This is a genomic window from Roseicitreum antarcticum (assembly GCF_014681765.1).
Taxonomy (GTDB): domain Bacteria; phylum Pseudomonadota; class Alphaproteobacteria; order Rhodobacterales; family Rhodobacteraceae; genus Roseicitreum; species Roseicitreum antarcticum.
In genome coordinates this window covers 889,728-911,264 of the sequence record NZ_CP061498.1, presented here as the reverse complement: position 1 = coordinate 911,264, position 21,537 = coordinate 889,728, and the positions used below count along the sequence as shown (strand labels likewise).

The window sequence follows — 21,537 nt, the reverse complement described above, 5'->3', positions numbered from 1 at the left end:
TAGCCTTTGTGGCATCGGGTTTCAGCCCCTGAAACTTCACTTCCAAAAAAGAGTTTCTTGACAGGAGTCGCCATGCTCATTAACTCTTTTCATGAAGAGAAAATCCCACGAAAGGGGAACACATGAAACGCCGTGCAATCATCTATCTGGCAGACTGTGAGGAAAAACGGTTTGACAACTACCTGTACAATGACCGCTTGCCCTTTTTTGTGACGTCGCTGTCAGAGCTTCACGACCCCGAGTCCGAAAAGGGGAAAAAGCGCGCGGATTACAGCGTCTGCAATGCGTTCGAGCTGCGGATGATGCTGGAGTTTACCAGCGATGGGGGCATCGATGTGGAAAGCGCACGTCATGCCGCTGAGAACGCGGCCTTCAAGCTGGCCTATGCCTTTCAAGACCAACCCGACACCGATGTGTTTGTTGCGCTTGTCCAGTTCCGCAAGTTCGAGGATTTGACGCCCCGCGCGATTTTTGTGGGCACATTCGCTGATATCGCCGCACAGATCGCAGAAAAGACCGACGCTCCCGAGGTGCAGCGCGTTGTCATGGTGAACGCCAGCGAAGTTTCGCGGTTCGTTTTGCCCCGTGCCGTTGAGTTCGATCTGATCAACGAATATGACCCCCGGCCCGCTTGGGTCATGGATGGCATTTATTGAGGGCCTGACCGTGAGCATGCTCCCCCCAACCTTTTCCGCGACCGTCGCCGTTCCCGCGCCGTTCCATGAATTGGACCTGTTCAGCCTGATCGAGCCAACCCGTGTTGTCGATGGGCGGCGCTATTATCAGTGCAATCTGTATTTGAAGGACCGCACAGCCGAGGGTGGCAAAGTGCTGATAAAAAAATCCGTCGAATTTCCTTTCGACTTCGCGCCGCCCGCGATTGCTTTGCTGTGCGGGCGGGCGCGGCAATGAATGCGCGTTATGATCTTTCGGGGGTGATCGGTGAAGGCGACGCGGTGAAGCTGTCGCGCTTTCTCGACGACAACCCCGGCGCCGTTGCGCTGTATATCAATTCGCCGGGGGGCAGCGCCCCTGATGGCGCGGCGATGGCCGCAGCGATTGAACGTCATGGCCGCGTAACCGGCCATATCGAAGGGATAGCGGCCAGCGCCGCCAGTTTGGTGGCCGTGTCCTGTTATCAGGTCACAATTCATGAAGCCGCTGTTTTGATGCTGCATGAACCATCTGTGTTTACCGATGGTCCCGCCGACTTTTTGCGCCAGATCGCTGACACGCTGGACAAGATGTCTCTCGGCTATGCTGGCACCTATGCGCGCCATACCGGGCACCCTGTAGAACGGGTTTTGGCCTGGATGAAAGACGAAACATGGTTGACCGCTGAAGAAGCGGTTTCCCTGCGATTTGCCGACAAAATCCAGCGGGCGGGCGGGGCCAAGATCGCGGCCCGCGCCAATTATTTCAGCTTTAAAGCCGCGCCTGCGCAGCTTTTGGAGCTGGCCCGCAAGAACGGATGGGCGACCGTTTCGCCCGCACCCAAAAAAAAGGAAACCGAAGATGCTTCACTTTAAGCTTCAACACGCGGGGACTGTTCCCGCGCGCCATTTGGCCGGGGTTCAAATGCGCCTCGAAGAAAAGGGGATCAAGCCCGCTTGGGCAAGTTTGGTCGCCCCTTACATGGAGACGCCGGAGGACGTTGAAGACGCCCTTGTTTCCGAAATCAAGGGGCTTTTGGCCTATGCCAAACGCAACGGCATTCCCGACAAGGAGTTGCGCGAATTGTTTCAGGCCGCGCTTTTGGAGCGTCAATCCGATGAAGCCGAGGGCGCGGGCGAAGATGATGATGCGCTTTCCGATAGCGAAATTCCCAAGGCGAAAAGCCTTCTGCGGCTGGTCATGGACCAAAAACATGGCCGTCCACAAGATCGCGTGCGCATCAACCCCCACGGACCGAGCAGCGCCCGTGTAAACGCTCTGGCAGGGCTTGGCGCGGCAATGATCGACGGCTTGACCGCCCGCATTGATCGCCGCCACACGCCCCGCCAAGGTGCGCAATTCGCCAATATGACACTCGGGCAAATGGCCGCGCATCATTGCCGCGCCCATGGCCGCAGCCCGTTCAATGAGGCCGAAGCCGTGCGCATGGCGATGCACAGCACCAGCGACTTTGCGCAGGTTCTTGAGGGCGCTATCGGCAATACGGTCGCGCGCAACATGACCAGCATTCAGCCGGCCCTTGCGCGCGCGTCGCACGAGGTCGAGGCCAACAGCTACCGCCAGACGAAGCTTTTGGGCCTGTCGGGTTCCGGGATGCCGCAAGAGGTCCGAGAAGGTGGCGAAATCAAACACGTCACCATTGATGAAACCGGGGAATTCAAACCGACCCCGCGGGACTTTGGCGCGCTTTTCCGTGTGTCGAATCAGGCCATCGCAAATGATGATTTGGACTTGATGGGGCAGATTGCGCAGAAAATGACCATTGGCGCAACCGAGCGCTTGCGCCGTGCCCTGGTCGAACCCCTTCTGGCAAACGATGGCTCTGGGCACCTTATGTCAGACGGAAAAACCGTGTTCCATGCGGACCATGGCAACCTTTCTGCAAGCGGCGGCGCGCCCGGCCTTACCACTCTGTCAGCCGCCCGCCAAGCCTTGCGCGGCCAGCGTGGCCAACAGGGTGAATTCTACGCCTACGAGCCGTGGGCCATTATCGTGCCGCCCGCGCTGGAAACCATCGCCCAACAGGCTGTAGCGGAGATCAACGCCACCAAAACCAGCGATACGAACCCCTTTTCGGGTGCGCTGGAAATTATTGTTGAGGTGGCACTGACCGACCCGAACGCTTGGTATCTGATCGCCAACCCGGCCAGTGCAGACGGCTTGGCCCATGCTTTCCTTGATGGCGGCAAGGCCCCGCGCGTCGAATCCAAACCGGGCTGGGAAACCTTGGGCACCGAATTCCGCCGTGTCTGGGCGCTGGACGCGCGTTTTGTCTCGTGGGCCTCTTGGTACAAAAATTCGGGCGCATAATGCTCACTGCCGGGGCTGCATAGCGCGGCCCCGGCTGACTCCGGCTCAAGTATACGTGCAGGCTTCAAGCGATCTGCACTGACCGACACAAACCATGAAGTTTTGAGAGAGCTAAATGCCCCGGCGATGTGCCCCTTCCAAGCGACTTGTTTCTGCCCCGCTTGTGTGGGCGGTTGGTTTCAAGGTGGCCTGATGGCGGCGCGACGGGACATATCCGGCGACCGGCCGCCCTCTTACGTCTCCAAGGCAACCTTGGCGAAGGAATTGGATATGTCCGTGTCAACTGTGGACAACCTCGTGCAACGCGGCATCCTGCCGAAGCCTATCAGAGTAGGCGGTTCAGTCCGCTGGAATTGGGCGCAGGTGGATGCATCGCTAAGTGCCAGCGCCGCCGGGCCGGAGGCCGATCCGTTCATGCAGGGGATTTCAAATGTCAGCTAAGGTATCGTTGCCCCGAAGCGTGCATAAGGTTATTTCGCGCGGGCGCGAGTATTTCTATTTTCAGACGGGCAGGGGGACCAGCCACGCCGGGCAGCGCATCCCTTTGCCGAACGACCCTACGAAGCCGGAATTCTGGAACGCGATACGGCAGGCGCAGGGCGCTGGCGGGTCAGTTCCGACCGACACGATAGGCGCGCTGATCGACGCCTATGAAACCGCGTGGCCGGGCCTGCCACGCAAACTGTCGCCTGGTACGCAGGAACACTACCGCCGCCACCTGAAGCACATTCGCAACGCCTGGGGCGATCTGCCAGCGGCAAGCCTTCGCCCGGCTCATGTTCTTGCGCTGATCGAAAAGATCGGCGCAGATCGTCCGGGTACCGCGAATAACACCTTGGACGCCCTGCGGGCGATGTCGCGTTGGGCCATGGGGCCGCGTGATCTACTCGCCCGAGATCCGACACAAGGTGTTCCGCATTTTGATAAAGGCGAAGGGCACCGGCCATGGACGGTCGAACAACTGAAAATCGCTGATGATAATTTCACCGGCACGTTGCGCAGGGCCTACCTGCTGGGGCGCTGGACCGGCCAGCGGATCAGCGACGTAGTGCGCCTTGGATGGACCGATGTTGATGAGGGCGGTTTCAACCTGCCGCAGAAGAAAACAGGGGTTCAGCCGTGGTGCCCGATCTTCCCGGAATTGGAGGCCGAAATGCAGGGTTGGGAAAAACGGCCCGGGCCGTTCCTGCTACAAGAAACCGGAAAAAACGCCGGGAAGCCCGTCACTGCAAATCAGATGTGGAAGATTTTCGATCAGGCACGCGAGGCATATCCGCAGCTTGAAGGGGCGGTATGGCACGGTCTTCGCGCAAACGCGGTTATCCGGCTTCGGCAGGCCGGGCACAGCGGACAGCAAATATCTGACATGGTCGGAATGTCGGTGGAAATGATCGAGCGTTACAGCCGGTATGCCGACCGGAAAGCGGGCGGCCAAGCCGTCTTGCGTGAACTGCGAGAACGCAAGCAGGACAAAACTGTAAAACAATGGAAAACTGTAAAATGAAAAATCAAGGTAATCAAATACTTGATGTATGCGAAGGGAAGTGCAGGCTTCTGTTGCCAGGTGCCTGCGGACCCCGCCTTACGCTGCTAGGCGCAAGGGCTTAGTTTTCGGTCTTGTTACTGCTTACGCAGCAACTGCAACCGGAGCACGATTGTCATTTGCAATTGTACTTTTCGGACCGGTAACGGTGGTACCTCACCGAGACAAAGCTAACCCCTTTAGACGTTCGTCGATCCTGTTTCGGCCCCATGACCCCCAAATGAAGGGTGTTTGGTGGAGCCGCCGGGTACCGCCCCCGGGTCCGATCCGCGTATTACGAGCGCGTTTATGTCCATAGTCCCGAAGGACACTTCAGATATAGGGATGCATGGGCGGTTTGAAAAGAGGGATTGTGCGGTGCGGTGAAAAGACAGGCAACCATGGGGGATTGATCTTTGGGCGTCGCGCTTCGACACTGAGCGGCAGGGTTGCAAGAAAGGACGGGTCATGATCACGCCCGACTATGTCCGCCACATGGCCGCCTATAACGCCTGGCAGAACGGCCAGATGGACCATGCTATGGGGGGCCTCGACGAGGCGGCGCTGCGGGCCGGGCGGGGGGCGTTCTGGGGCTCGATCCTGGGGACGGCGAACCACGTTTTGTGGGCCGATCAGGTCTGGATGGCGCGCTTTGGTGGGGGGCAAGCGCCGGAGGTGGTGCTGGCAGACAGCGCCGGGATATTCCCCGGCCTTGCGGCGTGGCGCGCCGCGCGGGAGGACCTCGACCGTCGCATCACGCGTTGGGCGGCGGGGCTGGGCGCGGATGATCTGGTGGGGACGCTCAGTTGGCATTCCGGCGTGCTGGGCACTGAAGTCTCGCGCCCCATCGACGTGTTGCTGGTGCATATGTTCAACCACCAGACACATCACCGTGGCCAGATCCATGCCATGCTGAGTGATGCCGGTACCTCCGCCCCCACAACCGATCTGTTCTTGATGCCCGACGCCGGAGCGGCATCGCGATTTTGAGATGAACGCGCGGCGATGTCTTCGCGCGCAACAAGGGAGACAAGCGATGTTCACCGCATTGGTCGTAGAGAAAGACGCCGACGGCAAGACCCACGCCGGGGTGAAGCAACTGCCGCTGGGCGATCTGCCGCCCGGCAATGTGACGGTCGCGGTGGAATATTCGACCCTGAACTACAAGGACGGGATGTGCCTTGGTTCTGGGGGCGGGTTGGTACGGACCTATCCGCATGTGCCGGGGATCGACTTTGCCGGAACGGTCGAGGCCAGCGACGACCCCCGGTATGTGCCGGGCGACAAGGTGGTGCTGACCGGCTGGCGGGTGGGCGAGGTGCATTGGGGCGGTTATGCCACCCGCGCCCGGGTCAATGCCGACTGGTTGGTGCCGCTGCCCGCGGGCCTGACCACACGGCAGGCCATGGCGGTGGGCACGGCGGGGTTTACCGCGATGCTGGCGGTGATGGCGCTGGAGGATCACGGGGTGACGCCTGAGCGGGGCGAGGTGTTGGTAACCGGGGCTGCGGGCGGCGTCGGCTCGGTCGCGGTGGCGCTGCTGGCCGCGCTGGGATACCGCGTCGCGGCCGTGACCGGGCGGCCCGAACTGGGCGATTACCTGCGTGATCTGGGGGCCGCGCGGATCATTGCGCGCGCCGACCTGTCCGAAGCCATCAAGCGCCCGCTGGAGGCCGAGGCATGGGCGGGCTGCGTCGATGCGGTGGGCAGCGTGATGCTGGCCCGCGTGTTGGGACAGATGCAATATGGCGGCTCGGTTGCGGCGGTCGGGCTGGCGGGGGGGGCGGATCTGCCCGCGACGGTGATCCCGTTCTTGCTGCGCGGCGTGAACCTGTTGGGCATCGATTCGGTGATGCGGCCCTATGACGACCGGGTGCGCGCCTGGGCGCGGATCGCCGCCGATTTGCCGATGGCGCAATTGGAGGCGATGATTCGCCCCGCCACGCTGGCTGATCGGCCGGGGCTGGGCGCCGAGATCCTGAAGGGGCAGGTGCAGGGCCGCGTGGTTGTGGATGTAAACGGGTGATGGCAGGACGTCGGCGATGGGCTGACCGCTTGATTCTGATATGTTTCGATGAATTTCGCCTATTTTCGGGAAATCCTGTTTTGCATGCAGCGTGAACGGAGCCGCATCTTGGTTTCTCGCGGGTTGGTGCGGGTTGGTGCGAGGCCAAGGCATATCCGCCGGGAAGGTTTGCGGGGTCTTGGCCGGTGGCTGCGGTGGGTTTTTGCAGATCTGATCTGCCAGATCCTGTGGGCCAGGCGGCGCGCAAGGGGCGAAACCTTATCCCGGATAAGGTCATGCGGCATTGTCAAGCGGTTTTTCGAGCTGCCGCCGCACCGGTTCCAGTGACAGGCGTGATCTTGCGGTTGCAGGCGCGTCTTTGGCGGCATGGTCTGCCCCGATCGCCCGTCCGCAAAGGTGAACGCGGGGTTAAGCCCGCGCGCCCCCCGCTATCGGGGCGGTAACCAACCCTGAGGCATCACTACCGGGGTGTTCCACAGCAACGGAGAACCCCGATGAGCAGTGTTTCCGCGCGTGTCCGCCAGATCGCGCTCGATATCGTCGCCCGTGAGGGCGGCTATGTGAACGATCCCGACGATCCCGGCGGGGCCACGCATTTCGGGGTCACGATCCACACCATGCGGCGGCTGGGCCTTGATCTGACCGAAGACGGGCAGGTGACCACGGCGGATGTGCGCGCGCTGAGCCGGGCCCAAGCCGTGGAGATCTTCATCGATTCGTATTTCAAACTGCCCCGGATTGATGCGCTGCCCGAGCCGCTTCAGGCCTCGGTCTTTGACATGCAGGTCAATGCGGGGGCGAATGCGGTGCGTATCTTGCAAAAGCTGTGTCTGGATATGGGGCACGATCTGGCGGTGGACGGCGTGATCGGGCCGCAAACGATCCGGGTGGTGCATCAGGCGATGGCGGATGCGCCCGACCATCTGGTCGATGCCTACGGCATTGCGCGGCGCAACTATTACTACGCGCTGGCCGACAGGCGCCCGGCCAGCCGCAAATTCGCGCGCAGGCGCGACGGCGGCAAGGGGGGCTGGATCACCCGCGCTGAAGAGTTCATTCGCCCGGCCTATCACCTGAGCGCCGCGCAACATCAGGCACGGGTGGCATCATGGGGTTGATGCGGTCGCTTTTCGGGTTGATCTTTGGCACGGCGGGCAATGCCAGTGCGCTGGGCGACGGGGTGCGCGGCGTGGCCGAGGTGTTCCGCCCCAATGCCACCCGCGCGATGGAGCTGGGCCACGACGCCTACATGGCAGCGCATGCCACCCATGGGGCCGAGTTTCAGCATGCCCGCACCGGCTGGTTCGATGGGTTTGTGAACGGGCTGAACCGGCTGCCGCGCCCGCTGCTGGCGCTGGGTACGCTGGCGCTGTTCGTCTATGCGATGCGCGATCCTTCGGGGTTTGCCGTGCGCATGGAGGGGTTGGCCACGGTGCCCGAGCCGCTTTGGTGGCTGCTGGGCGCGGTGGTGGCGTTCTACTTTGGCGCGCGCGAATCGCACCATCTGCGCAGTGGCTGGCAGGTTGCGCGGCCGGCGGCACCGGCGGCGGCGGCGGCAGGTGCGACGCAGGGCCAAGGGGATGCGGCGGTGTCGCCGGGAGTGGGGCGCACCACGCCAGGATACGTGCCAGATGCGGGGCCAGAATCGGGGCGAGACCCTGCTCAGGCCAACCCGGCATTGCGCGACTGGATGGCGCGGGCTTCCTGAGCGGGATGTTGCGGCGCTGAAGGGTGGGGATCACGAAACGGGGGTGCGTCAGTATCCCCGTCTTCATTTGCGGCGCGATGCGGCGGGCTGCCTGCCTGACCGCCTGCCCCCTGCGGCTGAATACCGCGTGATGGCCGAGCGTCAGGTCTTTGCGATGGCCGGGATCTGTGCCTATAACATGAGCATGATAGTAGAACTCGGACATTTCGCGCTGATCTTGGCATTTGCGATTTCGCTGGCCCAGTCAGTCATTCCCATGGTCGGCGCCCACAAGGGATGGTCCGACTGGATGGGCCTTGCCAATCCGATGGCCACGACGCAGTTCATTCTGGTGGCCTTCAGCTTTGCCGCGCTGACCTATGCCTTCGTGACCTCGGATTTCTCGGTCGCGCTGGTGGTGGACAATTCGCATACCGCCAAGCCGCTGCTCTACAAGATTTCGGGCGTCTGGGGCAACCACGAGGGGTCGCTGCTGCTGTGGGTGCTGATCCTGACGCTGTTTGGCGCATGTGCCGCGTGGTTCGGGGGCAACCTGCCGGTCAGCCTTCAGGCCCGCGTGCTGGCGGTGCAATCGTCGATCGCGGCGGCGTTCATGGCCTTCATGCTTTTCACCTCGAACCCGTTTGAGCGGTTGATGTTCGCACCCTTTGACGGGACCGACCTGAACCCGTTGTTGCAAGACCCCGGGTTGGCCTTCCATCCGCCGTTCCTGTATCTGGGCTATGTCGGGCTGTCGATGTCGTTCAGCTTTGCCGTTGCCGCCCTGATCGAGGGGCGGGTGGACGCCGCATGGGGCCGCTGGGTGCGGCCCTGGACGCTGGCCGCCTGGATCTTCCTGACCATCGGCATCGCGCTGGGATCCTGGTGGGCGTATTACGAACTCGGCTGGGGCGGGTTCTGGTTCTGGGACCCGGTGGAGAACGCCAGCCTGATGCCGTGGCTCTTTGCGGCTGCCCTGTTGCACAGCGCCATCGTGGTGGAAAAGCGCGAGACGCTGAAAAGCTGGACGATCTTGCTGGCCATTCTGGGCTTTGGCTTCTCGCTGATCGGGACATTCATTGTCCGGTCGGGGCTGCTGACGTCGGTGCATGCATTCGCCAATGATCCAGAGCGCGGCGTGTTCATCTTGATGATCCTGGCGTTCTTCATGGGCGGATCGCTGTTCCTGTTCGCGTTGCGCGCGGGGGTGATGGAGGCGAAAGGCGTGTTTTCCACCATCTCGCGCGAATCTGCGCTGGTGATGAACAATGTCTTGCTGGCGGTATCGTCCTTCGTGGTTTTCGTTGGCACCATGTGGCCGCTGATTGCCGAGATGTTGTTTGACCGCGTGCTGTCGGTCGGCCCGCCGTTCTTCGACATGGCCTTCACGCCCTTCATGGTGGCGCTGGCGATGATCTTGCCCGTCGGCGCGCTGATGCCGTGGAAGCGCGGCGTGCTGACGCGTACCATGCAGCCCTTGTTGGGTGTGGCGCTCTTTGCCATTGCCATGGGCGCGCTGGTCTGGGCGATGCAGACGGGGCAGTCGGCGCTGGTCCCTGTGGGCGTGGTCCTGGGCCTGTGGGTCGTGCTGGGCGCGGGCGCGGACCTGCTGACCCGCACCGGGCGCGGGCCGCTGGCGGGGCGTCTGCGCCGCCTGACGCGGCTGCCGCGCGCCGATTGGGGCAAGGCCACGGCACATTCCGGCTTTGGCATCACCGTCTTTGCTGTCGCGGCGCTGACGGGGTGGGAATCCGAGGACATCCGCGTCGTGCAGATAGACCAGCCGTTCACCCATAACGGCTACACCATGACGCTGCGCGATGTGCAGCAGTTGGAGGGGGCGAATTACACCTCGACCATGGCGTTTGTGGATGTGGAAGAGGACGGGCGATTGGTGGCGCAACTGACGCCCGAAAAGCGCATCTACCCGGTGGCGGGCATGCCGACGACCGAGGCGGGCATCGATTACGGCTTCACCCGTGACGTGTATCTGGCGCTTGGCGATCCGCAACAGGGCGGCGGCTGGGCGTTGCGCACCTACATCAAGCCGTTTGCCAATTGGGTCTGGGGCGGCTGCATCATCATGGCGCTGGGCGGTTTCCTGAGCCTGAGCGACCGGCGCTACCGCGTCGCCGCCGGGGCAAAGAAGCGCGCGTCTGGGCCCAAGGGCGCGGTGCCGGCGGAATGATGGGGATGCGGGCAGAGGGCCGGTTGCGGCCGACCCGTGTGGGGCAGGCGCGCCCGCGCCGGCTGTTCCGTCGGGTTCTGGCGGTGGTGTTCCCGGCGCTCGGTCGCGCGGCGCGGCGCATTGGTGCTGGTTTTGCCGGTGCTGGTTTCGTCGGTGCTGGTTTCGCTGACGTCGGTTTTGGTGGCCAGGGTTCTGCGCGCCCCGGTTCTGCTGATCGTGGTTCTGCTGGCCCCGGTCTTGCTGGCCCCGGTCTTGCTGGCCCCGGTCTTGCTGGCCCCGGTCTTACTGGCCCCAGTCTTGCTGGCCGCATGGCGTCAGCGCTTGGCGTGGCCGCGATGGCGGTGATGCTGCTGGGCACACCCGCGCTGGCCGTCCAGCCCGACGAGGTGTTGGACGACCCCGTGATGGAAGAACGCGCGCGCGACATCTCTGAAGGGTTGCGCTGCATGGTGTGTCGCAATGAAAGCATCGACGAATCCAATGCCGATCTGGCGCGCGACATGCGCCTTCTGGTGCGCGAACGCCTTACCGAGGGCGACAGCGACGCCCAGGTGATCGAATATATCGTTGCGCGCTACGGGGAATATGCGCTGCTGCGCCCGCAGACCGATGGCGCGAATCTGATCTTGTGGATCTCGGGTCCGGTCCTGTTCCTGTTGGCTTTGGGTACCGCGGTGATCTACCTGCGCCGCCGCGCCACCATGCCCGAAACCGCGTCGGCCACGCTGACCGATGCGGAACGCGCGCGCCTGCGGGAGTTGGAGAGCGAGTGAGGCGCCGCGCGCGCTTTCTGTGGGGTGCAGGGGAGGGCGGCTGGAGGCCCAGTAGGGTTGATTTGCGACCGTGTCGAAGGCCGCAGGGCTGAAGACGTTCCGAATTGATGCTGTCCCGAATTGATGCTGTCCCGGGGTGACGCGGGAAGGGGTGCGCGCCGCGCTTGCCTCCTTACCCCGCCACGCCCGTGACCATTGCCCCACACGAAGGCCCCGATCCTGTGCCGATGTGCCCGCCTGTGCCGCTGCTGGAAGCATCACGGTGCGGCACCCGCAACGGAACCCCTTGATTTCTGCGGGCATCAGGCCAGAACCGATACCATCTGCCGCGCAACATGGGCTATGCTGCGCAAGGTTTCAAACCCCCGGGGGCTGCGATGGACTACAAGACATTGACGATCGAGACTGCCGAGGGGCTGGGTGTCATCACCCTCAACCGTCCCGAGGTGATGAATGCGCTGAACGCGCAGATGCGGGCGGAACTGCTGTATGCGCTGCGCGATCTTGGCGGACGGATGCGTGCGCTGGTTCTGACCGGCGCGGGGCGGGCGTTTTGCTCGGGGCAGGATCTGGGCGACGGGAGCACCTCGGCCGCCGATCTGGATCTGGAGCGTGTCTTGCGCGAGGAATATGAGCCCCTGCTGCATGCGATTTATGATTGCCCGGTGCCGGTGGTGGCGGCGGTCAATGGCACGGCGGCGGGCGCGGGGGTCAGCCTGGCGCTGGCCACCGACGTGGTCATCGCGACCGAGAGCGCGACCTTCCTTCAGGCCTTCAGCCGCATCGGGCTGATGCCGGATGCGGGCGGTACATACTGGCTGCCGCGTCAGATGGGCCTTGCCCGCGCCATGGGGGCCATGCTGTTTGCCGACAAGATCACCGCCAGGCAGGCCGCCGACTGGGGCATGATCTGGCAATGCGTGCCCGATTCCGGTTTTGACGCCATGTGGCGCGACCGGGCGGAGCACCTGGCCAAGGGGCCCACGCGTGCCTATGCCGCGATCCGGCAGGCGCTGCGGGCCAGTACGGCGCAGACGCTGGAGGGGCAGTTGACCCTGGAGGCGCAGTTGCAGGGTAATCTGGGCAAGACCCGCGATTTCCGCGAAGGCGTGATGGCCTTCATGGAAAAGCGCGATGCGGCGTTCGAAGGGCGCTGAGCAGCCTTGCCGAGGTATACGGGCGGGGCCTGTCCCCGCTGCGCTGCCGCAAAACCTTGCTGGTCAGCAAAAGGTGATGGGTTGTGTCGCCCCACACTCTGGCTTTATGCGGCAGTCCGGGTTTGACTGGCCCGCCAGATGCGGGTGCACGCCACCCCAGACAGGAGGTTGACGATGATTGATGTCCTCAAAGGCATGTTCGGCGCCGGGCGCGCGGCATCGCGTGATGAAGTCGCGCCCGATGTGGCGGTCTGCGCCGTCTTGATCGAGGCTGCGCGCGCCGATGGCAGTTATGACGACGCCGAACGGATCGCCGTGGGCGGCTTGCTGGCCGATATGTTCGACCTTAACCCCGATGCCGCCCTGGCTCTGCGCGCACAGGGTGAGGTCGCGCAGGCCGAGGCGTCCGACATCGTGCGGTTCACCCGAGTCACCAAATCCGCGCTGTCGGATGAAGACCGCGTGGCGCTGATCGAGGGGTTGTGGCAGGTCGTGCTGGTCGATCATCACCGTGACCCGCATGAAAGCGCGCTGATGCGCCATATCGCCCCGCTGCTGGCCGTCAGCGACCATGAAAGCGCGGCGGCGCGGCAACGGGTACTTGCCCGCGCTGGATGATGGCCACAGGCTGACGGGGCTGGGCTGACTGGGGTGGGCTGACGGGGTGGGCTGACGGGGCTGGGCTGACAGGACAGCGCGATCCCAAGGCGCCGCGCGTGACTTCTTGCGGATTCCCGCTGGCCGTCGATCAGGCCTGCGAATGTGCCTCCTTGGTCTGACGGCGCGTAAAGGGTTCATCCATCGGCCCGCGGGTGTCGTGGCCCTTCGGTGATGCGCCTGCCGCCCGGGCTTCATGGTCTTCGCGCGCCCCTCTGCCGCTTGCACCCCGCTGCGGGCTGCGGCAATGTGGCAGCAACAGAAGGATGTTACCCATGCCCGTGAAGAACCGATTTGCCGAGATGCACCCCCAGATCACCGAATGGCGCCGCGATCTGCACCAGAACCCGGAATTGAACTTTGACTGCCACCGCACCGCCGGGCTGGTGGCCGAGCGTCTGCGGGCTTTTGGCTGCGACGAGGTGGTCGAAGGGATCGCGGGCACCGGCGTTGTCGGCGTCATCCGGGGGCGCGGGGCGGCGTCAGATCGCGTGATCGGCCTGCGCGCCGATATGGACGCCCTGCCGATCATGGAGGCAACGGGGCTGGACTATGCCTCGCAAACGCCTGGAAAGATGCATGCCTGCGGCCATGATGGCCATACCGCCATGCTGCTGGGCGCGGCGCAATACCTGGCCGAGACGCGGAATTTCGACGGCACGGCGGTGGTGATCTTCCAGCCTGCCGAAGAGGGCGGCGGCGGCGCAAAGGTCATGTGCGACGCAGGCCTGATGGCGCGGTGGAACGTGCAGGAAGTGTACGGCATGCACAACTGGCCCGGCATGCCCGCAGGCCAGTTCGGCATCCGTGAGGGCGGGTTTTTCGCCGCCACCGACCAGTTCACCGTGCAGGTGGTGGGAAGGGGCGGCCATGCCGCCAAGCCGCAAGAAACCATCGACCCCACGGTGGTGGCCAGCCATATCGTGCTGGCGCTGCAATCGGTGGCCAGCCGCAATGTGGATCCGACGCAGCAGGTGGTGGTCTCGGTCACGTCCTTCCGCACCGAATCGGATGCCTATAACGTGATCCCGCCACGGGTCGAGCTGCGCGGGACCGTGCGCACGCTGGATGCGGGCGTGCGCGTACAGGCGCAAGAGCGTGTGAGCGCGCTGATCGACCTCACCGCGAAGGCATACGGCGCGGTGGCGGAACTGGAGTATGAACTGGGCTATCCGGTGATGGTGAACGCGCCCGATCAGACGGCATTCGCGGCGGACGTGGCGCGCCGCGTGGCGGGCGATTGTGTCGAGGCGCCGCTGGTCATGGGGGGTGAAGATTTCGCCTATATGCTGGAAGAGCGCCCTGGCGCGTATATCCTGGTCGGCAACGGCCCGGGCGCCTCGGTCCACCATCCGGAATACAATTTCAACGATGAGATCATTCCGTTGGGCTGTTCCTGGTGGGCCGGGATCATCGAGGACCGCATGCCCCTGCAATCCTGAGCGGAACGCCGGGCAGCACAAGCGGCTTTCCTGCCGCCGCGCGCTGCCCCGCCGCCGCAGGCACAGCGCCGCCGCAGGCTTCCGTCCTTGCCGCTATACCCTGCCGCCGATCATGTGCGCAACGTCGCTGCTGGCTTCCCGCTGCCGCAGGCACAGCGCCGCCGCAGGCTTCCGTCCTTGCCGCTCAACCCTGCCGCTGATCATGTGCGCAACGTCGCTGCTGGCTCCCCGCCGCCGCAGGCACAGCGCCGCCGCAGGCTTCCGTCCTTGCCGCTAAACCCTGCCGCCGATCATGTGCGCAACGTCGCTGCTGGCTCCCCGCCGCCGCAGGCACAGCGCCGCCGCAGGCATCCCTGTCAGGCACAGGGACAGCGCGGCGGTCGGGGGTTGGGCGCGCGGGGGCTGCCTCAGCCGCGCAGGTCGTCGGCGACCTGCTGCATTGCGTCGGCAGGCATGAAGCCGCGCAGCAGTTCGCTTTCCAGAACGAAGGTTGGCGTGCCGCTGATTTGCAGGCGTTGGGCGAGGGCGCGGTTTTCTTCGATGATCGTGGTCACTTCGTCCGCATTCATCCGCGCCTGCACCGCGTCGAGGTCAAGGTTCAGGCCCGCCGCGATCTCGTCCAGCGCCTCATTCGTCACGGCGCCTTCCAGTTCCATCATCGCGTCATGCGCTTGCTGGTAGGCATCGTCGCCGCCCAGCTGGTGCACCGCGATGGCAAAGCGCGAGGCGACTTCGGATTGCGGCCCCAGGATCGGGAATTCCTTCACGATGAAGCGGATATTGCCGTCCTGTTCCAGAAGCTGCAACACTTCAGGATGGGCGCGGCGGCAGAAGCTGCATTGGTAGTCCATGAACTCGACCAGGGTGATGTCGCCATCGGGGTTGCCGCCGACCCAGGAATGGCCGTCGTTGAAGATCGCGTCATAGTTGATTTCGACCAGCGTCGCGTCCATCTCGCCCTGCTGGGCGGTGGTGCGGCGTTCATATTCGGCGACGGCCTCGAAGATAACCTCGGGGTTGTCCAGCAGGTAGCGGCGTACTTCGGTCCCGAAAGCGGCGCGGTCGAGCCCGGCGATGGCAGTTTCCTCAGTGCTGGAGGGCGCGGCCGGGTTGGTACCAGCAGCCTCGATCACGGCAGGTTCGACCACGGCAGGCGTCGGTGCAGGGGTCAGCGCCGTCCCGGCGGCCAACATGATCAGCGCCGCCGCAGCAAAGCTGCCCCCCACAACCAAAAGATGATCGTTGAATTCTTTCATCGCAAAAACCCTCGTGCTTGCCTTGCCCTTGCGGAACCATCGCCCTTGCCCGGCCCCTGCGGGCCCATGCCTTTGCCCGCTGCTTCCTGTAAACCCGGCCTGAAGCGAAAGATCAAGGTGGCAGGCTCGGGGGACGCGGGATTTACGCAGACGTGATGAACCGCCCTGTGCATATGCAGGTTATCTATGAAGTTGATATGAAGGGGCGGGCGCTGTTATGTCGGCGGGCAGAGTTTAAATGCAACGGGAACGATCGGGACAGGTGCAGGTGCAGGTGCAGGTGCGGCAGCAAGGGGCAGGGCGGTTTGAGTTGGGGCACGCGTTGCGCGTCGCGCTGCGTCTGGCGGTGGCGCATGTCCGGAATGTTGTGCGCGTCTGTGCGCATCGGGGTGCGCCGTGTGGTATGTCGGTCGGGGCGCGCGTGGCGCCGCTGCGGGCTTGCGCAACGGGGTGCGTGCTGGCGTCGGCACTTTCCATGGGCGCGGCGCAGGCGCAGCCTCTGGGCGGGCTGGCGCGGCTGGATGTGGCGCAATCGTCGCTGTCGGATTTGCCGGGCGGCGGTGTGGCGCTGGATCTGACGCTGTCGCAGCCCGTGCCATACCGCGTGCGGATCTTCGATAACCCGCCCCGGCTGGCTTTGGATTTCGACCGGGTGGACTGGGCGGCATCGGGGGATGTTTCGCTTTTGGGTCAGGCCAGTAGCGTGACCGGACTCCACAGCGGTGTGGCCCCTGTCGCGGGGGATGGGGTCGGCGATACTGCGCGCGGTGGACCCGGTGCAGGCATGTCACGGCTGCTGATCACCATGGCCGGGCCGTTTGGCGTGCAAAGCGCAGGCATGCGGGTGGCCGATGGCACAGGGGTGGCGCGTATCGCGCTGCGGCTGATGCCGGTGGATGCGGCGCGCTTTGCCCAAAGCCTCTCGCCGCCTGAGGGCATCGCCCCGTCGGCGGTCGCCGACGTCCCCGCGCGCGCCGCGCCCCTGGGCCAGCGCCCGACCGTGGTGGTGCTGGACCCCGGTCATGGCGGGTTCGACCCGGGGGCAGAGCGGAACGGCGTGCGCGAAAGTGATCTGATGCTGACCTTCGCGCGGGAGTTGCACGATGCCTTCATCCGCGCCGGCGATTACCGCGTGGTGCTGACGCGCGCGGCGGATGTCTTCGTCTCGCTCGACGGGCGGGTGCGCGCCGCGCGGGCGGCGGGGGCGGATGTGTTCTTGTCGCTGCATGCTGACGCGCTGGAAGAGGGGGTGGCCACGGGCGCCACGGTTTACACCTTGTCTGAAGACGCCTCGGACGCGGCCACCGCCACGCTGGCCGCACGCCATGACCGTGCCGACCTGCTGGCCGGGGTCGATCTGCGCCACAGCGACGATGTGATTGCCAATGTGTTGATGTCGCTGGCCCGGGTAGAGACCGCGCCGCGCACCGACCGGCTGGCGGGGGCGATTATCGGGGCGATCGGGCAGGGCGGTGTGCGGCTGCACAGCCATCCGCGCCAAAGCGGTGCCTTCTCGGTCCTGCGGGCGCCCGATATTCCGGCGCTGTTGCTGGAGCTGGGCTTTCTGTCCAGCCCGCGCGACCGTGCGAACCTGACCGACCCGGTCTGGCGCGCGCGCGTTGCGCAGGCGATCGTCGCGGGCGTCGGGGATTGGCTGGTGGCAGACATTGCCGATGCCGAACGGGTGCGCCGGTAGGGGGTGCTGCGCCACCCTGTCGATATGAAGCTGCCGCCTTGGGGCCGCAGTTTTGTGGGCTGGAACGGTCCCGCCGGGGCGCGTGGTTTGTGCGGGCGGGAAAATGCGATGCTCTGCCTGTTGCGCACACGCACGGTCGGTGTTCACTGGCCTGACAGGGACTTTGGGCTGCCCAGAATGGCGGCGCACTTGTGTAGCAGCCCTGCCGGGGCGGGATGCCAAATGGCGGCGTTGGCCGCGCCGGGATCGAAGGCATAGGGCGTTCCGCCTGCGCCCCCTTCCGGATGCCGTCCGGCAGCCCCAAGGGAACCGCACCACACAGCCACCCAAAGCAACCGTGTTTTGACCCTGCCGCAGCGACGCCGTATAACGACACATCAGCAGATAAAGGCAGGCACAGTGGTTCGCGCGATTCTCTCATTCTTTGGCGGTATCTTCAGTTTCATCGTCATCGGGATCTTCTTTGTGGCGCTCAGCATCGGCGGGGTGTTCTGGATGTATGGGCGCGATCTGCCCAGCCATGAACAATTGGCCACCTATGCGCCGCCCACGATCAGCCGCGTCTTCTCGAACGAGGGGCGGTTGATCGACGAATTCGCGCAAGAGCGCCGTCTGTTTGCCAGCATCGATCAGATCCCCGACATGGTAAAGTATGCGTTCGTGTCGGCAGAAGATCGCAATTTCTATACCCACCAAGGGTTTGACCCGCGCGCCATCGCCGCCGCCGCGTATGAGGCCATCGCTTCGCGCGGGGAATCGGTGCGTGGTGCCTCGACCATCACGCAGCAGGTGATGAAGAACTTCTTGCTGTCGGGGGACCGCACGGGTGAGCGCAAGATCAAAGAGATCATTCTGGCCACGCGGGTCGAGGGGACGCTGTCCAAGGACCAGATCCTCGAACTCTACATGAACGAAATCTTTCTGGGGCAGAATTCCTACGGGGTGGCCGCCGCGGCGCAGACCTATTTCAACAAGACGCTGGATGAACTGGAACTCGAAGAGGCCGCGTTTCTGGCCGCGCTGCCGCAGGCCCCGTCGGAATACCATCCCGTGCGCGCGCGCGACCGGGTGACGGCACGGCGCAATTACGTCCTCGATCAGATGTTGCAGAACGGGTATGTCACCCAGGAAGCGCATGATGCCGCGCGCGCCGAGCCATTGCGCACCGTGCAGGGCGGCGATATTCCCGCCTTCCGCGAAACCCTGCCGCCGCGCGATTACTTCACCGATGAAATCCGCCGCCAGCTTTCGGGCACCTTTGGCGAGGAAGAATTCTTCACCGGCGGGTTGTCGGTGCGCGCGACGGTGGACCCCGCCCTTCAGGTGCAGGCCGCACTTGCGCTGCAAGGCGCGCTGGAACGCTATGACCGCGCGCAGGGCGACTGGCGTGGCACGGGTGAGACGCTGCCCGCCGAGGTGCTGGGCGATGACGCCGAATGGCGCGCGGCCCTGTCCGGGGTCAATGTCGCCCGTGACGTTAAACTGGGCGGGGAATGGTATCCTGCGGTGGTGCTGGAGGTCAGCGCGGATCAGGCGCGCGTCGGCATCGAAGGGGTTGCAGCCGAGGTGGACGCGCCGCATGTGATCGCGCGCAGTGACATCAACTGGCTGCCGGGTTCGGTGTCCGACACGCTGAGCGTGGGCGACGTGGTGCATGTGCGCCGCGTCACCTCGGACAGCGACGGGGCGTTCCAGCGCTGGTCATTGCGGCAGGTGCCCGAGGTGCAGGGCGGGTTCATGGCGATGGACGTGAACACCGGCCGCGTGCTGGCGATGCAGGGCGGGTTTTCCTACCAGCATTCGGTGTTCAACCGCGCCACGCAGGCACAGCGGCAACCGGGTTCGGCGTTCAAGCCTTTCGTCTATGCCGCGGCACTCGACAGCGGGTTCACCCCGGCCACCATCGTGATCGATGCCCCGATCGAGGTGAATACCCCGCAGGGTCTGTGGCAGCCCACCAATTCGTCAAACCAGTTCTATGGCCCCACCCCGGTACGCACGGGGATCGAACAATCGCGCAACCTGATGACCGTGCGCATGGCGCAGGAAATCGGCATGGATGTCGTGGGCGGCTATGCCGAACGCTTTGGCGTCTATGACCAGATGCAGACCTTCCTTGCCAATGCGTTGGGGTCGCAGGAAACCACGCTGTTCAAGATGGTCGCGGCCTATGCGATGTTCGCCAATGGCGGCGAGCGTGTGGAACCCACCATGGTGGACCGGGTGCAGGATCGCTATGGCCGCACGGTTTACCGTCATGACCAGCGCCGCTGTGTCGAATGTTCGGAGCCCAACCTCGTCGCCGGGGCCGCGCCATGGATCACGTCGGAACGCAGCCGGGTGATGAATGCGGTGACGGCGTATCAGTTGACCTCGATGATGGAGGGTGTTGTGCAGCGCGGCACGGCGCGCGGCATCAACCTGCCGGTGCCCGTGGCGGGCAAGACCGGCACCACCAACGATTCGCGCGATGTGTGGTTCATCGGCTATACGTCCAACATCGTCGCGGGCTGCTATATCGGCTATGACCGGCCGCGCAGCCTGGGGCGGGGCGCGTCAGGCGGTGGCACCTGTGGCCCGGTGTTCCAGCAATTCATGACCGAAGCGATCGAGACCTATGGTGGCGGACGCTTTGCCGTGCCGCCGGGGGGGTATTTCATCAAGATCGATCGCGTTTCGGGCGCGCGCCTGCCGGATGATGCAAGTGGCCCCAACGTCGTCGCCGAATACTTCCGCGAGGGCGAAGAGCCGGTCTTTGGGCTGGCCGCGATGATCGACGGTGGTTTCGGGCTGGGGTCGAACCTGCCGATGTTCTCGCCCGCGACGGGGCCCGCAAGCGAGGTCGATGGCTCTACCGATCAGCAACCCGTGGAGCCTTCGGCGAATTTCGGCACCATCAGTTCGGGCGGATTGTACTGACGCGGCAGGTGGGGCGACGCGCGCGGGGGCGGGCGCTTGCCCTTCGGCGGCCGTCACGGTATCACCCGCGAAACCCTAAGGGATGAGGTCTTTCATGCGCGCAGAGATGCACACCACGGTCGAGGCCGTCCGCAAATCGCTGGCCCTGCTGGCGCAGCGGATGGATTATGAAACCGCGCCGCACCGGCTGGAAGAATTCGACGCGCTGACCGAAAATCCCGACCTTTGGAACGACCCCGCCAAGGCCCAAAAGCTGATGCGCGAACGCCAGATGCTATCTGACGCGATGACGACGTACCGCAGCATTTCGACCGAATTGCAGGACAATATCGACCTGATTGAAATGGGCGATGCCGAAGGCGACACCGATGTGGTGGCCGAGGCCGAAGACGCCCTGCGCGCGCTGGCCAAACGCGCCGCCGAGAAAGAGCTGGAGGCACTGCTGGACGGCGAGGCCGATAGCAATGACACCTTCCTTGAGGTCAACGCGGGTGCCGGCGGCACCGAGTCGTGCGATTGGGCATCCATGCTGGCGCGGATGTATGTCCGCTGGGCCGAAAAGAAGGGCTACAAGGTTGAAATGATGTCGGAAAGTCCCGGCGAAGAGGCAGGTATCCGGTCAGTTGCCTACCGCATTTCGGGCACCAATGCCTATGGATGGCTGAAGTCGGAATCCGGCGTGCACCGGCTGGTCCGTATCTCGCCCTACGACAGTGCGGCGCGGCGGCATACCTCGTTCAGCTCGATCTGGGTCTATCCGGTCGTGGATGACAATATCGAGATCGAGGTGAATGCCAACGACATCCGCATCGATACCTACCGGTCATCGGGTGCGGGCGGGCAGCACGTCAACACCACCGATTCGGCGGTGCGGATCACGCATATTCCGACCGGGATCGTCACGACCTCCAGCCAGAAATCCCAGCATCAGAACCGCGATATCGCGATGAATGCGCTGAAATCGCGGCTTTATGAGTTGGAGCTGCGCAAGCGGACCGAGGCGATCGAGGCCGCCCATGACGCCAAGGGCGACGCGGGCTGGGGCAACCAGATCCGGTCCTATGTGCTGCATCCCTACCAGATGGTGAAGGACCTGCGCACCAGCCATGAGACATCCGACACGCAGGGCGTGCTGGACGGCGATCTGGACCGCTTCATGGCCGCGACCCTGGCGCAGGATGTGGCAGGCAAATCGCGCGCCGAGGCGAATGCCGAGTAGCTGACGATGC

The 21,537-nt window shown here is 64.2% G+C and carries 19 protein-coding genes and 1 other RNA gene; 18 read left to right on the top strand and 2 right to left on the bottom strand.

The window, feature by feature from the left end:
* Positions 1 to 122: 122 nt before the first annotated feature.
* The 5 genes from H9529_RS04175 to H9529_RS20605 all read left to right on the top strand — a co-directional run bounded on the left by H9529_RS04175 (position 123) and on the right by H9529_RS20605 (position 4,489).
* Positions 123 to 656 (top strand): hypothetical protein, encoded by a 534-nt coding sequence (locus tag H9529_RS04175; RefSeq protein WP_092889494.1) that lies wholly within the window; start codon positions 123 to 125, stop codon positions 654 to 656.
* A 129-nt stretch (positions 657 to 785) separates the two neighbouring features.
* Positions 786 to 1,529 carry a head maturation protease, ClpP-related gene (locus tag H9529_RS04170; protein WP_143033511.1) on the top strand — a complete coding sequence of 248 codons (744 nt, stop codon included), beginning with the start codon at positions 786 to 788 and terminating at the stop codon, positions 1,527 to 1,529.
* A 106-nt stretch (positions 1,530 to 1,635) separates the two neighbouring features.
* Positions 1,636 to 2,985: a phage major capsid protein gene (locus H9529_RS04165; RefSeq protein ID WP_218132147.1), complete on the top strand. Its 1,350-nt coding sequence runs from the start codon at positions 1,636 to 1,638 to the stop codon at positions 2,983 to 2,985.
* Positions 2,986 to 3,255: 270 nt separating this feature from the next.
* Positions 3,256 to 3,426: a helix-turn-helix transcriptional regulator gene (locus H9529_RS04160; protein ID WP_223814291.1), complete on the top strand. Its 171-nt coding sequence runs from the start codon at positions 3,256 to 3,258 to the stop codon at positions 3,424 to 3,426.
* 394 nt (positions 3,427 to 3,820) lie between these two features.
* Complete coding sequence (locus H9529_RS20605; RefSeq protein ID WP_223814290.1) at positions 3,821 to 4,489, top strand: tyrosine-type recombinase/integrase; 669 nt, start codon at positions 3,821 to 3,823, stop codon at positions 4,487 to 4,489.
* A 39-nt stretch (positions 4,490 to 4,528) separates the two neighbouring features.
* Here H9529_RS20605 and ssrA read toward each other — a convergent pair.
* Positions 4,529 to 4,876: a transfer-messenger RNA gene (gene ssrA / locus H9529_RS04150) on the bottom strand.
* A 99-nt stretch (positions 4,877 to 4,975) separates the two neighbouring features.
* Between ssrA and H9529_RS04145 the strand changes: the two genes are divergently transcribed.
* From H9529_RS04145 to H9529_RS04100, 10 genes are all read left to right on the top strand, one after another.
* Positions 4,976 to 5,497 (top strand): DinB family protein, encoded by a 522-nt coding sequence (locus H9529_RS04145; protein WP_092889510.1) that lies wholly within the window; start codon positions 4,976 to 4,978, stop codon positions 5,495 to 5,497.
* Between the two features lie 46 nt (positions 5,498 to 5,543).
* Positions 5,544 to 6,533 (top strand): MDR family oxidoreductase, encoded by a 990-nt coding sequence (locus tag H9529_RS04140; RefSeq protein WP_092889513.1) that lies wholly within the window; start codon positions 5,544 to 5,546, stop codon positions 6,531 to 6,533.
* 494 nt (positions 6,534 to 7,027) lie between these two features.
* A complete protein-coding gene (locus H9529_RS04135; protein WP_092889516.1) occupies positions 7,028 to 7,651 on the top strand; it encodes a holin-associated N-acetylmuramidase in 624 nt (207 codons plus the stop codon).
* Positions 7,642 to 8,241, top strand: coding sequence for a holin family protein (locus H9529_RS04130; RefSeq protein WP_092889519.1), 600 nt, complete (start codon positions 7,642 to 7,644; stop codon positions 8,239 to 8,241). The genes H9529_RS04135 and H9529_RS04130 overlap by 10 nt, the downstream gene beginning before the upstream one ends.
* 184 nt (positions 8,242 to 8,425) lie before the next feature.
* Positions 8,426 to 10,408, top strand: coding sequence for a heme lyase CcmF/NrfE family subunit (locus H9529_RS04125; RefSeq protein ID WP_092889883.1), 1,983 nt, complete (start codon positions 8,426 to 8,428; stop codon positions 10,406 to 10,408).
* Between the two features lie 36 nt (positions 10,409 to 10,444).
* Positions 10,445 to 10,753: a hypothetical protein gene (locus tag H9529_RS04120; protein WP_092889522.1), complete on the top strand. Its 309-nt coding sequence runs from the start codon at positions 10,445 to 10,447 to the stop codon at positions 10,751 to 10,753.
* Positions 10,717 to 11,181: a cytochrome c-type biogenesis protein gene (locus H9529_RS04115; protein ID WP_092889525.1), complete on the top strand. Its 465-nt coding sequence runs from the start codon at positions 10,717 to 10,719 to the stop codon at positions 11,179 to 11,181. The genes H9529_RS04120 and H9529_RS04115 overlap by 37 nt, the downstream gene beginning before the upstream one ends.
* Positions 11,182 to 11,558: 377 nt before the next feature.
* Positions 11,559 to 12,338: an enoyl-CoA hydratase-related protein gene (locus tag H9529_RS04110; RefSeq protein WP_092889886.1), complete on the top strand. Its 780-nt coding sequence runs from the start codon at positions 11,559 to 11,561 to the stop codon at positions 12,336 to 12,338.
* A gap of 174 nt (positions 12,339 to 12,512) precedes the next feature.
* A complete protein-coding gene (locus tag H9529_RS04105; RefSeq protein WP_176847114.1) occupies positions 12,513 to 12,956 on the top strand; it encodes a tellurite resistance TerB family protein in 444 nt (147 codons plus the stop codon).
* Between the two features lie 314 nt (positions 12,957 to 13,270).
* Positions 13,271 to 14,437: a M20 aminoacylase family protein gene (locus H9529_RS04100; protein WP_092889534.1), complete on the top strand. Its 1,167-nt coding sequence runs from the start codon at positions 13,271 to 13,273 to the stop codon at positions 14,435 to 14,437.
* A 407-nt stretch (positions 14,438 to 14,844) separates the two neighbouring features.
* On the opposite strand, the gene H9529_RS04095 is transcribed toward H9529_RS04100, so the two are convergent.
* Complete coding sequence (locus H9529_RS04095) at positions 14,845 to 15,693, bottom strand: DsbA family protein (protein WP_223814289.1); 849 nt, start codon at positions 15,691 to 15,693, stop codon at positions 14,845 to 14,847.
* A gap of 238 nt (positions 15,694 to 15,931) precedes the next feature.
* On the opposite strand from H9529_RS04095, the gene H9529_RS04090 reads away from it, so the two are divergent.
* The 3 genes from H9529_RS04090 (at position 15,932) to prfB (ending at position 21,527) form a co-directional block, all read left to right on the top strand.
* Positions 15,932 to 17,389 carry an N-acetylmuramoyl-L-alanine amidase family protein gene (locus tag H9529_RS04090; protein WP_223814288.1) on the top strand — a complete coding sequence of 486 codons (1,458 nt, stop codon included), beginning with the start codon at positions 15,932 to 15,934 and terminating at the stop codon, positions 17,387 to 17,389.
* Positions 17,390 to 17,788: 399 nt separating this feature from the next.
* A complete protein-coding gene (locus H9529_RS04085; protein ID WP_092889537.1) occupies positions 17,789 to 20,308 on the top strand; it encodes a penicillin-binding protein 1A in 2,520 nt (839 codons plus the stop codon).
* Between the two features lie 94 nt (positions 20,309 to 20,402).
* Entirely contained in the window at positions 20,403 to 21,527 is a 1,125-nt protein-coding gene (gene prfB, locus H9529_RS04080) for a peptide chain release factor 2 (protein WP_092889540.1), read from the top strand.
* Positions 21,528 to 21,537 lie beyond the last annotated feature (10 nt).